Here is a 12729-nt window from a genome sequence, read left to right on the forward strand (position 1 = left end):
TGATTAAAAGACAACTGCTCTACCAACTGAGCTAACGACCCATTTGGGTGTTACCTGAAAGATTATTTACTCGTCACCAATTTAGTCATTGGTGGGTCGTGCAGGATGACTCGGCTTCGCCTCGCCCTTCGGGCCGTTGCTGAAGCAACGTTATCCTTCACGTTTAACATCTGAGTTTGATGTTAAATTGGTGGGTCGTGCAGGATTCGAACCTGCGACCAATTGATTAAAAGTCAACTGCTCTACCAACTGAGCTAACGACCCGAGTGGTGGGTGATGACGGGATCGAACCGCCGACCCCCTCCTTGTAAGGGAGGTGCTCTCCCAGCTGAGCTAATCACCCGATACTACGCTGGATACTACTGACTACCTTTGTTCGTGGTGGGTCGTGCAGGATGACTCGGCTTCGCCTCGCCCTACGGGCCGTTGCTTTCGCAACGTTATCCTTCACGTTCTACTATCGCGTCCACCAGAACGATTGGTGGGTCGTGCAGGATTCGAACCTGCGACCAATTGATTAAAAGTCAACTGCTCTACCAACTGAGCTAACGACCCACTTTGCGCTGCTTTTGGTTTGTTTGATATCCCTTGGCAACGGCGGCATATATTACTGATTTAAGATTTGAGCGCAACAAAAATTTCGATGTAGATCACTCAACTGCTTAGGAATCACACGACACGACCAGAAATAATTCGATTTCTGGTCGTATGCTGTGCATTACATCGCGCCAAGACGTTTCTGCGCTTGTTTTGCGCCTTCGGTGCCTGGGTATTTGCTGATAACCTGTTGATATACCGCTTTTGCTTTCGCAGCGTCACCTTTGTCCTGCATGATCACGCCGACTTTATACATCGCGTCTGCAGCCTTTGGTGACTTCGGGTAGTTTTTCACCACCGAAGCAAAATAAAACGCGGCATCATCTTTTTTACCCTTGTTGTAATTCAACTGACCGAGCCAGTAGTTGGCGTTCGGCTGATAAGTCGATTCAGGGTACTTTTTGATGAAGTTCTGGAATGCCACAATTGCATCATCCTGGCGGGATTTATCCTGCACCAGGGCAATTGCCGCATTGTAATCGGTATTCGCGTCACCGCTTTGTACTGGCGCACCCGACGTCGCAGCACCTGCGTCAGGCGCAGACGTCGCTGCCCCCGCAGTTGCTCCGCTCTGATCGCCGCTTGTCGACTGCGCGGAAGCGCCACCGCTGCTCAGACTGTCTATCTGTAACAGGATCTGCTTCTGACGCTCAATTACCTGATTCAGTTGATACTGACTTTCCTGAATTTGACCACGCAGGGAGTCTATATCGGCCTGATTATCAGAGAGTTGCTGCTGGAGTTGGGTTAAAAGCTGGCTGTGAGCGTTAGAAATACGCTCGAGTTGAGTGACACGGTCTTCGACCAAGCCTGAGCCGACACTACTGATTGGCGCCTGAGCAAAAGCGGCCCAGGGGGCCGCTATGCCAACCAGTAACGACAGACTCAACAGATGATGTCTGAAGTTACTGCTCATGCAATTCTCTTAGTAAACCAGTACGGCACGACGGTTTTTGGAGTAAGCCGCTTCGTCGTGACCCAGTACTGCAGGTTTTTCTTTACCGTAAGAAACGATGGAGATCTGGTCAGCAGAAACGCCTTTACCCTGCAGGTACATCTTAACAGCGTTCGCACGACGTTCACCCAGGGAGATGTTGTACTCAGGAGTACCACGTTCGTCCGCGTGACCTTCTACGGTGACTTTGTAAGACGGGTTGCTACGCAGGAAGTTAGCGTGCGCATCCAGCATTGCAGCGAAGTCAGAACGGATATCGTACTTGTCCAGATCGAAGTAAACGATGTTGTTCTGCTGCAGCTGTTGCATCTGCAGACGAGCCTGCTCTTCAGAGGACATGTTGCCGCTGCCGTTTGCATCCATACCAGTGCCGGCACCCAGCATGCCTTCGCTGCCGTCATTGCTGGCGTTCTTGTTAGAAGAACATGCCGCAATAGCCATAACAGGCAGAGCGATCATCAGCCCTTTCAGCACTTTGTTCAGTTGCATTTCAATGATTCCTTTATTAATCAATTATTTATTATCACAGATACGGCGACCAGGCAGGGAATTTAACCTGTCCATCAGTTGCCGGAAGACGCGCTTTGAAACGCCCATCTGTAGAAACCAAATTCAGCACGGATCCCATCCCCTGAGAAGAGCTGTAGATTACCATAGTGCCGTTAGGTGCCAGACTTGGCGTTTCGTCCAGGAACGTTGACGACAGAACTTGTACGCCACCCGCTACCAGATCTTGTTTGGCAATGTGCTGCTGACCATTCGCCGAGCTTACCATTACCATAAATTTGCCGTCGCTGCTGACATCAGCATCCTGGTTTTGTGAACCTTCCCAGGTAATACGCTGCGGAGCACCGCCGTTAACGTTAACTTTATACACTTGCGGACGACCCGCCTGATCCGATGTAAAGGCCAGGTTCTGGCTGTCCGGGAACCAGGTCGGCTCCGTATTGTTGCTGCGACCATCGGTCACCTGACGGATCTGGCCAGAACCAATATCCATCACATACAGGTTCAGGCTCCCGGTTTTTGACAGGGCAAACGCCAGTTTGCTGCCATCCGGAGAGAACGCAGGCGCACCGTTGTGACGCGGGAATGACGCAACCTGACGGACCGCGCCGTTAGACAACGTCTGAATAACCAGCGCAGAACGACCGCTTTCGAAGGTGACATACGCCAGTTTAGAACCGTCCGGAGACCAGGCCGGAGACATCAACGGCTGCGGTGAACGGTGAACCACAAACTGGTTGTAGCCATCGTAGTCAGACACGCGCAGTTCATACGGGAACTGACCGCCGTTAGTCTGAACAACATACGCGATACGGGTACGGAATGCGCCTTTAATACCGGTCAGTTTCTCAAACACTTCGTCACTGGCAGTATGGCCGGCATAACGCAGCCACTGCTTGTTCACTTTGTAAGAGTTCTGAGCCAGTACAGTACCCGGCGCACCGCCGGTGTCAACCAGCTGGTAAGCAACATTGTAGGAACCGTCCGGATTCGGAGTCACCTGACCGACCACGACCGCGTCAATCCCCAGCGCAGACCATGCAGCAGGTTGAACGTCCTGCGCAGTCCCCGGCTGTTGTGGCAAACGAGACCGATCTAACGGATTAAATTTACCGCTGTTGCGCAGGTCAGCGCCAACAATGCCACCGATATCTTCAGGTGCAGCACCCGGCCCAGCCCACTGGAATGGCACAACCCCAATCGGGCGCGCCGAGTCCACCCCCTGGGTTATCTCAATACGTACTTCTGCGTGCAGCACCGCTGCCCACAGCATCAGAAAACCAAATGCTACTCGTAATGCCTGCTTCATCATATCTCCCTTATCCAGGCGATCAGCCCACGATAATTTAGCAGAATGTTAACAAACTCAAATACACAAAACTACCAGAACCCAGCGACTACCGCAGATTGTTTTCCCCGTCATAACGGGGAAAGTTTAGCTTACGGTTTAAAGTCCAGAGGTGCGTTTTTAAACACTTCATATACCGCCTGGCTCGGTGGTTTTGGAATCTTCGCTTGTCGGGCTGCAGCAAGCGCTGCCTGACAAAGCGCGGGATCGCCACCTTCAGACTGGATGTCGAGCAGCATACCGTCAGAAGCCAGTTTTATCCGCAGCGTACAGGTTTTACCTGCATAAGACGATGCGTCGTAGAACTTGCTTTCAATGGCAGATTTAATCTGCCCGGCATAATTGCTGATATCCGCGCCTGATGCGCCATTATTTTTAGTATTACCACTCCCCGCAGGAGAAGCGTTGTTCCCTTTTGCCCCACCGCCGGTTTTCGGCGCATTCTTACCGGAGCTAAGATCGCCAAGCAAATCATCAACGCCAGATGCCGCAGCCGCTTTTTCAGCAGCGGCCTTTTTGGCCGCAGCGGCTTTCTCGGCTGCTGCTTTCTTATCGGCAGCGGCTTTCTCAGCTGCAGCTTTTTTATCAGCGGCGGCCTTTTCTGCGGCGGCTTTTTTCTCAGCAGCGGCTTTCTCGGCGGCGGCGGCTTTGGCTGCAGCCGCTTTTTCCGCGGCAGCTTGCTTAGCGGCTTCGGCCTCGGCTTTTTTCTTCGCATCGGCAGCCGCTTTAGCCGCTTCTGCTTTCTTCTTCGCGTCAGCAGCGGCTTTTGCCGCCTCTGCTTCGGCTTTCTTCTGTGCATCCGCCGCGGCTTTTTTCGCGGCTTCTGCGGCTTCTTTCACCTGCGCATCAGCTTTCGCTTTGGCATCCGCTGCTGCTTTCTTCGCCGCTTCTTCAGCCTGTTTCTGCTGTTCCTGCGCTTTCTTCGCGTCGGCTTCAGCCTGCTTCTGCTGTTCCTGAGCCGCTAAACGTTCTTTCTCGATCTGCTTAAGCCGTTCCTGTTCGGCAGCCTGCTTCTCACGAAGCTCTTCCGCCTGCTGCTGCTCCAGTTTTTCACGTTGCTCTTTGGCACGCTGCGCACTTGACTGTTGCTGCTGCTGACGTTCGTACTGCTGAACCACGGCGCCAGGATCAACCATCACGGCATCGATGGAAGAACCACCGCCGCCGCCGGCTGAAGCCTCAATATGCTCATCGAACGAACTCCAGATCAGGACTGCAAATAGGATGACATGCAGCACCGCTGAAATAATTATCGCCCGTTTGAGCTTGTCGTTTTGTTCGGTTGCCTTTGACACTCTCGGTTCCCAAAAACTGTTCGCCTGTTACACGTTCTCTTTAAAACCAGAGACGCAAATGATCAGATAGGCTGCGTCATTAAGCCAACCGACTTCACACCTGCACTGTGCAACAAGTTCAGCGCTTTAATTATTTCATCGTAAGGCACATCTTTCGCGCCCCCGATCAAGAAGACCGTTTTCGGATTGGACTCCAGGCGACTTTTCGCCTCGGCGATCACCTGTTCCGGCGGCAGTTGATCCATACGATCTTTCTCAACCACCACGCTGTACTGCCCTACTCCGGAAACCTCAATAATGACCGGCGGATTATCGTTACTGCTCACGGCCTGCGACTCGGTCGCATCCGGCAGATCGACTTCCACGCTCTGCGTAATGATTGGCGCTGTCGCCATAAAGATCAGCAGCAGCACCAACAGCACGTCGAGCAACGGTACGATGTTGATTTCGGACTTCAGGTCGCGACGACCTCGTCCACGCGATCTGGCCATGGCTTACCCCTTGTTGCTTTCGCTAACGGTAAACGCCTGACGGTGCAGAATCGCGGTGAACTCTTCCATAAAGTTGTCGTAATTCAGTTCCAGCTTGTTAACACGCTGATTCAGACGGTTGTAGGCCATGACCGCCGGGATTGCCGCAAACAGACCAATCGCCGTAGCAATCAATGCTTCCGCGATACCCGGTGCAACCATCTGCAACGTCGCCTGTTTTACCGCCCCGAGCGCAATAAACGCATGCATGATCCCCCACACGGTACCGAACAGACCGATATACGGGCTGATGGAACCCACGGTGCCGAGGAACGGAATATGCGTTTCCAGCGTTTCAAGTTCACGGTTCATCGAGATCCGCATCGCACGAGATGCCCCTTCCACCACTGCTTCCGGCGCATGGCTGTTTGCCCGATGCAATCGTGCAAACTCTTTGAACCCGCTATAAAAGATTTGTTCCGAACCCGCCAGATTATCACGGCGTCCCTGACTCTCCTGATACAGGCGAGACAGTTCAATTCCGGACCAGAATTTGTCTTCGAACGCTTCGGCTTCACGCGCGGCGGCGTTAAGAATACGGGTCCGCTGGATAATGATGGCCCAGGATGCGATTGAAAAACCAATCAAAATCAACATGATAAGTTTAACCAGAAGGCTTGCCTTCAGGAACAAATCAAGGATATTCATGTCAGTCACTGCTTAAACTCCGCGACAATAGACTTGGGAAGCGCACGAGGCTTCATTTTGAGTGGATCAACGCAAACAATCAGAACCTCAGCCTCATTGAGCACGGTGTTCTCTGCGTTGACAATGCGTTGCGTGAAAACCAAAGAGGTGCCACGCATTGACGTAATTTCTGTTTGGATTTCGAGCATATCGTCGAGTCGCGCAGGCGCGTAGTATTCCAGCGTCATTTTACGCACCACGAAGGCAACTCGCTCAGCCAACAGCACCTGCTGACTGAAGTGATGATGACGCAGCATCTCTGTGCGTGCTCGTTCATAAAAAGCGACGTAACTGGCGTGATAAACCACACCACCGGCGTCGGTGTCTTCATAGTAAACACGTACCGGCCATCGAAATATATACTTATTCATTCCTGCTGCCTTTTTGTTGGCTTCGTCCACTCACACCGTCACTTACGCCTGTAAGCTCCTGGTGATTCGCGTACTTACCGCCGCGATGCTTCAAGAATGCTGTTGTATATAGCGTTGTATTCACTTTACATCCCGGTAATGCAATTAGGTTGTTGACTGCCATTGTTTACGGATGGCAGGACACAGCCTCACGTTAGTGCCTTTAAACGTTGCTACTATACGCGCGCGATTGAGGCTTGGGAATGGGGGGAAGTTAAGGGAGAGTAAAAATATATGGGCTTATGCAAGCCCATAGATCATTCAGGATGTTTCTTATTCAAAAGAAGAAGAATATCAGACCGACAATAAGCACGATATCGGCGAGTAGCGGAGAGAAAATCCCCTGCCAGTGCACGGCGCGAGGACGAAAGCCCACGCCATGAATGATGCCCGCACAGACCGCCCACATCAGCAGCAGACCGTGCCAGATTTCCAGCCCGCTGGTTTTAGCCGCGAAGCGGGAGGGATCCCAAAACATACATCCTGCTAACACTAGCGCCATCACCAAAGAAAGCGCCCGTAACGGGCGCTTGTCCATCGCGTTATATTGCATCGCGATCAGGGTGGTCATCAGTGTTCTTCTTGACCGTCTTTGCTTGCCTCGACGTGCTCAAGGGCCAGCGCAGTGATGATCCCAAATGCACAGGCAAGAAGCGTTCCCAGAATCCAGGCGAAATACCACATAGTTTGCTCCTTACTTAGTACAGAGAGTGGGTATTGTTTTCAATATGCTCTTTGGTGATGCGACCGAACATTTTCCAGTAACACCAGCTGGTGTAGATGAGAATGATCGGAACAAACACCACAGCAACCCAGGTCATCAGATTCAACGTCAACTGACTGGACGTCGCATCCCACATGGTCAGGCTCGCGTTCATCATGGTGCTTGAAGGCATCACGAACGGGAACATGGCGATACCGGCAGTCAGGATGATGCAGGCCAGCGTCAGAGAAGAGAACAGGAATGCCCATGCCCCTTTCTCCATGCGGGACGTCAGAATCGTCAGCAACGGCAGCGCCACACCCAGTGCCGGAACCAGCCACAGGATCGGTGCATTGTTGAAGTTGACCATCCAGGCACCCGCTTCACGTGCCACTTCTTTGGTCAGCGGGTTAGACGCTGCATGATGATCAATCGCAGAGGTCACCACGTAGCCATCAATACCGTACATCACCCAGACACCCGCCAGTGCGAAGCAGACCAGAGTGACCAGCGCCGCAATCTGCGATGTCGCACGTGCACGCAGGTGCAGTTCACCTACGGTACGCATTTGCAGATAGGTTGCGCCCTGAGTAATGATCATCCCTACGCTCACCACGCCCGCCAGCAGACCAAACGGATTCAGCAACTGGAAGAAATTACCGGTGTAGAACAGACGCAGATACTCGTCGATATGGAACGGTACGCCCTGCAACAGGTTGCCGAATGCCACGCCGATCACCAGCGGCGGCACGAAGCTCCCCACGAAGATGCCCCAGTCCCACATGTTGCGCCAGCGGGTGTCTTCAATCTTGGAGCGGTAATCAAAACCGACCGGACGGAAGAACAAGGATGCCAGCACGAGGATCATCGCCACATAGAAACCGGAAAACGCCGCGGCGTAGACCATCGGCCAGGCTGCAAACAACGCGCCACCCGCGGTGATCAGCCACACCTGGTTACCGTCCCAGTGCGGGGCGATGGAGTTAATCATAATTCGACGCTCGGTGTCGTTACGACCGAGGAAACGGGTGAGCATGCCCACCCCCATGTCGAAGCCATCGGTGACCGCAAAACCAATCAGCAGAATGCCAACCAGCAGCCACCAGATAAAACGTAGTACTTCATAATCGATCATTTGACGACTCCTGTCTTAGCGTGCCGGCTGAGAAGCCACGGTGGACTGCTCATAGTGGTAGCGACCCGTTTTCAGGCTGCTTGGGCCAAGGCGTGCGAACTTGAACATCAGGAACAGTTCAGCCACCAGGAACAGGGTATACAGGCCACAAATCAGGATCATGGAGAACAGCAGGTCACCGACGGTCAGCGACGAGTTCGCCACTGCGGTTGGCAACACCTCACCGATCGCCCACGGCTGACGGCCATATTCGGCAACAAACCAGCCGGCTTCTACTGCAATCCACGGCAGTGGAATACCGTACAGCGCGGCGCGCAGCAGCCATTTCTTCTCACCGATGCGGTTACGAATCACGCTCCAGAAGGAGAGCGCAATGATCGCCAGCAGCAGGAAGCCACAGGCCACCATGATACGGAAGGCAAAATACAGCGGCGCAACGCGAGGAATAGAATCTTTCGTCGCCTGCTGAATCTGCGCTTCAGTCGCATCAGAGACGTTCGGGGTATAGCGTTTCAGCAGCAGGCCGTAACCCAGGTCTTTTTTCATCACGTTGAACTGATCGCGAACCGCCTGGTCGGTCGAACCGGCACGCAGTTGCTCCAGCAGTTCATACGCTTTCATCCCGTTACGGATACGCTCTTCATGCTGCACCATCAGGTCTTTCAGACCGATAACTGGCGTGTCGACAGAACGTGTCGCAATGATGCCCAGCGCATACGGGATCTGAATCGCCAGTTTGTTTTCCTGCGAATCCTGATCCGGAATACCAAACAGGGTAAAGGCAGCTGGAGCGGGCTGAGTCTCCCACTCTGCTTCAATGGCCGCGAGTTTGGTTTTCTGCACGTCACCCATTTCGTAACCGGATTCATCACCCAGAACGATAACAGACAGCACAGCAGCCATACCGAAACTGGCAGCGATAGCAAAAGAGCGTTTTGCGAAAGCGATGTCGCGACCTTTCAGCAGGTAATAAGCACTGATACCGAGGATGAACATCGCACCGGTCACGTAGCCAGACGCCACGGTGTGCACAAATTTCACCTGGGCTACCGGGTTAAGGACCAGTTCAGAGAAGCTCACCATCTCCATACGCATGGTTTCGAAGTTGAAATCCGATGCGATAGGGTTCTGCATCCAGCCGTTTGCGACCAGGATCCACAGAGCGGACAGGTTAGAACCTAATGCGACCAGCCAGGTTACCGCCATGTGCTGAACTTTACCCAGACGATCCCAGCCGAAGAAGAACAGACCTACAAAGGTGGATTCGAGGAAGAAGGCCATCAGACCTTCGATCGCCAGCGGCGCACCGAAGATATCCCCAACGTAGTGGGAATAGTAAGACCAGTTTGTCCCGAACTGGAACTCCATGGTCAACCCGGTTGCGACACCCAGGGCGAAGTTGATACCAAACAACTTGCCCCAGAACTTAGTCATATCTTTATAAATCTGTTTGCCGGAAAGGACGTAAACCGTTTCCATAATGGCCAGCAGGAACGCCATACCGAGCGTCAGTGGCACAAAGAGGAAGTGGTACATCGCGGTCAAGGCAAACTGTAAGCGCGACAGTTCGACTATATCTAACATCATGACTCCTTGCTCATCGCATGAAGACTCCGAGAGTGAACCCCGTTAGAAAGGGTCACACGCATGCCCCAATACAAATTTATTTGTGCACTCTCGCCGTTGCCGTTTTCCTGGAGAAGGAAACAGAAAGGGCGAAAGGTTACAAACATGTTAATAAAAAACTCAAATTGATCCCGCAATTATATTACGCCGCAAAATCCTTACAATAAACAGGTTTTTATTGAGGAATATTTGCATTTTTCGACAGTGATCAATTTATGGCGAATTCATCACTTTTCCACCAATTTGATCGGCGACAATTTAACTCGTTTCACGTCGGTTTTCCAATGTTTAAACCTTGATTTAAATCAAAAACAGGACTTTTTGTTAACTATGTTTAAATGGAGTAATTATGGTGAAAAACATGTTGCAAACATGTGCATCTACGGGAGGGATGGTTACTAAGTGAAAATGTATATATAAAAAAACAGTGTTTTAATTAACGCCAACACAGGAATTTATCTTCCCTTTCCCGATGAGTTCAGCGTAGACAATTTATTGTTATTTGCCAGGATATAAATTTCACGCGTTAGTATTCACAATTACTTCACTTTTATAGCGGTATAAATTAACACCGCACAGTTATTATTCTGTTAAGAAAAAAGCCACGCGATGCGTGGCTTGTGTCTGTTTGCTGGCTATTCACACAATTTTGTAGCTGAACGTTCGTGTTTGTCCCGGCAAAACCGGGCCGAAGTCGCTACGCTTTTCATCAACGCTCTTAAGCGGCTGCTCATCCAGGCGCGTTTCTGTACACGATTGAACCGCGCTGCCGAAGGCAACCGTTGCGTCGCATGGCTCCGAATCGGAGGGATTAAACAGGCGCAGGATCAGTTCATCCCCCCCTTCAGCTTTCTTCAGGGTGCTCAACTGACACCCAACCGGTGGCATAGTGAACAAACTGTAGCGGTCAGGCGTCATGAAACCGGCCATGTTCAGTTTCATCGCATCCCACGGAATCTTGTTATAACACTGTACGGGTGTAAGCCAGGCCCTGGCCTGCTGAGCAATACCGGCGTTCACAGGCGTACCGGTATAACTGAAAAGGCTCAACCGACAGTGCAACCGTCCGCGCAGTTGTGCATCCGGTACCGCCATTTTAATGCCTGAAGGACGACCTGGACGCAAAAGCAGATCCTCTTTCCCCAGTAGTCCTACACCGCGTAGTAGCGTGATGGCGAAAGTTTTTTCCCGGTCACCCAGCACTTCAAATTCCCGCAATCCTTCAGTGAAAACTGCCAGACCATTTTTGCCCTCCTGAAGCGTCGCATAGTTAAGCATATTCCAGACGGGAATCGGTGCCTCTTTCCAGCCCTCTTCCCGCCAGTTTGCCAGTGCGGGATCCCGCACGGGGCGACTCACCGTACCAAACTGCGTATCTGCCAGCACAGTGTCGGTCACAAACGGAGTGGGGATCAGTACCCGCAGACGATGATCGTCTGCCTGGTTGTCCAGAAGGACTTCAATATCAATTCGCCTGCTGTTGTGACTCAGGATGACCGTTATTTCAACCCCAACCCTACCGCTACGCTGGCGAGCGCGACGTTCCGTAAGATTGAGCGGCACGTCCATTTGATAACGAATCCGCGCCCGGCTTTGCCAGGCTTCATGGGTCATAACACACTCTGCTTTTACCGATGCGGAAGTCAACCGCCACTCTTCTCTGGCGGGCGAGTAGTCATACTCATCCCCATCATCAGATCCCTCTTCCAGCACCAGAACGCGGTCATAGCAGATGTCGCTTTCTTTGTCATACAGACGCAGCGTTCCGTCGTCGTTAACGGCTATCTGCCAGAACGCATTTTCCAGCACTTCTGCCCCTGGCGTTTCTGGCGCAACGTGATTTCCCGCCTCCCCTTGCGTTACGTACAGTGTGCGATAACCCATCGACGGTACAATCTGCTGGATCTGGATATCAAACTCCATAAACGGTTCGTAGTTACCGTAATGCACGATCTGCCTGTCTATCAGACCAGGATCGATTTCGCGAACCCCGCGAACAAAAAAGGGAACGGGATTTCCCCGATCGTCACGCAGGCAAAACTGATGACCTCTCAGGCGGATCGTTGTGTTAATCACCTCTTCACGCGGCCACGGCATCAGGTTAAACAGCGCCAGTTTATCGCTGTCGCTGAGCGGCATGTTGTCCGTGATTTTGCGCAGATAAAAGCGGATCAGGTTATCCGCCATATCCTCCGCCAGTTCGAAGCGCGCGATGATTTCCCGGTGAACCTTATCGCTGCAGCAACATCCAATGCTGTCGTGAGCATGATTTTTTAAAATCTCTTTCCACATTTTTTCCAGCAAACCGTGGTGATACTCAAAGCCAAGCGTCCAGGCCAGCGTCGCCAGAGGTTCAAGGATATTGACTACCTTATTTTCAATACGCGCATGAATGAGTTTGATGTCCATCCGCGTCGAGCCAATCGTGCGGTGTACTCGCATATACTTACCGTCAATAAACTCGCCTTTCAGCGTAGCCAGTTGTTCACGTCGATTCTCGATATGTTCAAACACCGCTTCAAAACGGCTCATCACAAACTTTCGCTGCGGGTAGATCTCGCGCAGTTTGTCCATCACCGCAAAAATGTTCTGTTGCAGCGGCATCTGATCGTGACCATTCGGCAGCAAAATCTCTTTTGTCACAGACGCTTTTTCCAGCACCTCAAAATAGCTGTCAAGCCGTTTGCGCAGCCCGTTCTCATCCTCGGGTAAGTACTTACCAATCGCGTAACCCAGTGGCAGTACCTGTGCGACGACTTCACTGCCATCGCTGCTTTGCCATAAAAACTCGGTCTTATCGGTACCGTGTCGCTCTGAACAACCGCGCCAGAACATCGTGCGGGTGATGCCAAATCCGTTGTAGATATGCGGAAGCTGTCCCGACATGCCAAAGGAATCGGGTAGATAGCCAATTTTCATCGGCTCGCCAAAAGCCA

12 protein-coding genes and 3 tRNA genes are annotated in these 12729 nt (G+C 52.1%); all 15 read right to left on the minus strand.

Features of this window, described 5'->3' with window-relative positions; translation table 11 throughout:
- Positions 1 to 188: 188 nt before the first annotated feature.
- Positions 189 to 264, minus strand: a tRNA-Lys gene (locus AB7E14_RS12030).
- 3 nt (positions 265 to 267) lie between these two features.
- A tRNA-Val gene (locus AB7E14_RS12035) sits at positions 268 to 343 on the minus strand.
- A gap of 136 nt (positions 344 to 479) precedes the next feature.
- A tRNA-Lys gene (locus tag AB7E14_RS12040) sits at positions 480 to 555 on the minus strand.
- Between the two features lie 163 nt (positions 556 to 718).
- On the minus strand, positions 719 to 1513 hold the full coding sequence (cpoB, locus tag AB7E14_RS12045; RefSeq protein WP_316961890.1) for a cell division protein CpoB: 795 nt from the start codon (positions 1511 to 1513) through the stop codon (positions 719 to 721).
- Between the two features lie 9 nt (positions 1514 to 1522).
- A complete protein-coding gene (gene pal / locus AB7E14_RS12050) occupies positions 1523 to 2041 on the minus strand; it encodes a peptidoglycan-associated lipoprotein Pal (RefSeq protein ID WP_006685431.1) in 519 nt (172 codons plus the stop codon).
- A 34-nt stretch (positions 2042 to 2075) separates the two neighbouring features.
- Positions 2076 to 3368 carry a Tol-Pal system beta propeller repeat protein TolB gene (gene tolB / locus AB7E14_RS12055; protein WP_043001339.1) on the minus strand — a complete coding sequence of 431 codons (1293 nt, stop codon included), beginning with the start codon at positions 3366 to 3368 and terminating at the stop codon, positions 2076 to 2078.
- Positions 3369 to 3499: 131 nt separating this feature from the next.
- A complete protein-coding gene (gene tolA / locus AB7E14_RS12060; protein WP_044327491.1) occupies positions 3500 to 4702 on the minus strand; it encodes a cell envelope integrity protein TolA in 1203 nt (400 codons plus the stop codon).
- Between the two features lie 62 nt (positions 4703 to 4764).
- Positions 4765 to 5193 carry a colicin uptake protein TolR gene (gene tolR / locus AB7E14_RS12065; RefSeq protein WP_042320591.1) on the minus strand — a complete coding sequence of 143 codons (429 nt, stop codon included), beginning with the start codon at positions 5191 to 5193 and terminating at the stop codon, positions 4765 to 4767.
- Positions 5194 to 5196: 3 nt separating this feature from the next.
- Positions 5197 to 5889, minus strand: a complete 693-nt coding sequence (gene tolQ / locus AB7E14_RS12070) for a Tol-Pal system protein TolQ (RefSeq protein WP_080343208.1) — start codon at positions 5887 to 5889, stop codon at positions 5197 to 5199.
- On the minus strand, positions 5886 to 6290 hold the full coding sequence (ybgC, locus tag AB7E14_RS12075; RefSeq protein ID WP_043001341.1) for a tol-pal system-associated acyl-CoA thioesterase: 405 nt from the start codon (positions 6288 to 6290) through the stop codon (positions 5886 to 5888). Before ybgC ends, tolQ begins: the two co-directional genes overlap by 4 nt.
- Before the next feature lie 316 nt (positions 6291 to 6606).
- Positions 6607 to 6900, minus strand: a complete 294-nt coding sequence (ybgE, locus tag AB7E14_RS12080) for a cyd operon protein YbgE (RefSeq protein WP_044266309.1) — start codon at positions 6898 to 6900, stop codon at positions 6607 to 6609.
- Complete coding sequence (gene cydX, locus AB7E14_RS12085; RefSeq protein ID WP_042320599.1) at positions 6900 to 7013, minus strand: cytochrome bd-I oxidase subunit CydX; 114 nt, start codon at positions 7011 to 7013, stop codon at positions 6900 to 6902. The genes ybgE and cydX overlap by 1 nt, the downstream gene beginning before the upstream one ends.
- Positions 7014 to 7027: 14 nt before the next feature.
- Entirely contained in the window at positions 7028 to 8167 is a 1140-nt protein-coding gene (gene cydB / locus AB7E14_RS12090; RefSeq protein ID WP_043001342.1) for a cytochrome d ubiquinol oxidase subunit II, read from the minus strand.
- 15 nt (positions 8168 to 8182) lie between these two features.
- The gene (cydA, locus tag AB7E14_RS12095) at positions 8183 to 9751 is read right to left on the minus strand and encodes a cytochrome ubiquinol oxidase subunit I (RefSeq protein ID WP_043001343.1); all 1569 of its coding nucleotides are present in this window, start codon (positions 9749 to 9751) and stop codon (positions 8183 to 8185) included.
- Between the two features lie 681 nt (positions 9752 to 10432).
- Positions 10433 to 12729, minus strand: a 2297-nt coding sequence (mngB, locus tag AB7E14_RS12100; RefSeq protein ID WP_428169554.1) for a mannosylglycerate hydrolase, incomplete at its 5' end; no start/stop codon positions are given.

It is taken from the genome of Citrobacter sp. (assembly GCF_050252275.1).
GTDB classification, from domain to species: Bacteria; Pseudomonadota; Gammaproteobacteria; order Enterobacterales; family Enterobacteriaceae; genus Citrobacter_A; species Citrobacter_A amalonaticus.

Coding starts and splice junctions, on each gene's coding strand:
- pal (WP_006685431.1), bottom strand. CDS start 2,041: ATGCAACTGAACAAAGTGCTGAAAGGGCTGATGATCGCTCTGCCTGTT.
- cydA (WP_043001343.1), bottom strand. CDS start 9,751: ATGTTAGATATAGTCGAACTGTCGCGCTTACAGTTTGCCTTGACCGCG.
- cpoB (WP_316961890.1), bottom strand. CDS start 1,513: ATGAGCAGTAACTTCAGACATCATCTGTTGAGTCTGTCGTTACTGGTT.
- cydB (WP_043001342.1), bottom strand. CDS start 8,167: ATGATCGATTATGAAGTACTACGTTTTATCTGGTGGCTGCTGGTTGGC.
- cydX (WP_042320599.1), bottom strand. CDS start 7,013: ATGTGGTATTTCGCCTGGATTCTGGGAACGCTTCTTGCCTGTGCATTT.
- ybgE (WP_044266309.1), bottom strand. CDS start 6,900: ATGACCACCCTGATCGCGATGCAATATAACGCGATGGACAAGCGCCCG.
- tolR (WP_042320591.1), bottom strand. CDS start 5,193: ATGGCCAGATCGCGTGGACGAGGTCGTCGCGACCTGAAGTCCGAAATC.
- tolB (WP_043001339.1), bottom strand. CDS start 3,368: ATGAAGCAGGCATTACGAGTAGCATTTGGTTTTCTGATGCTGTGGGCA.
- ybgC (WP_043001341.1), bottom strand. CDS start 6,290: ATGAATAAGTATATATTTCGATGGCCGGTACGTGTTTACTATGAAGAC.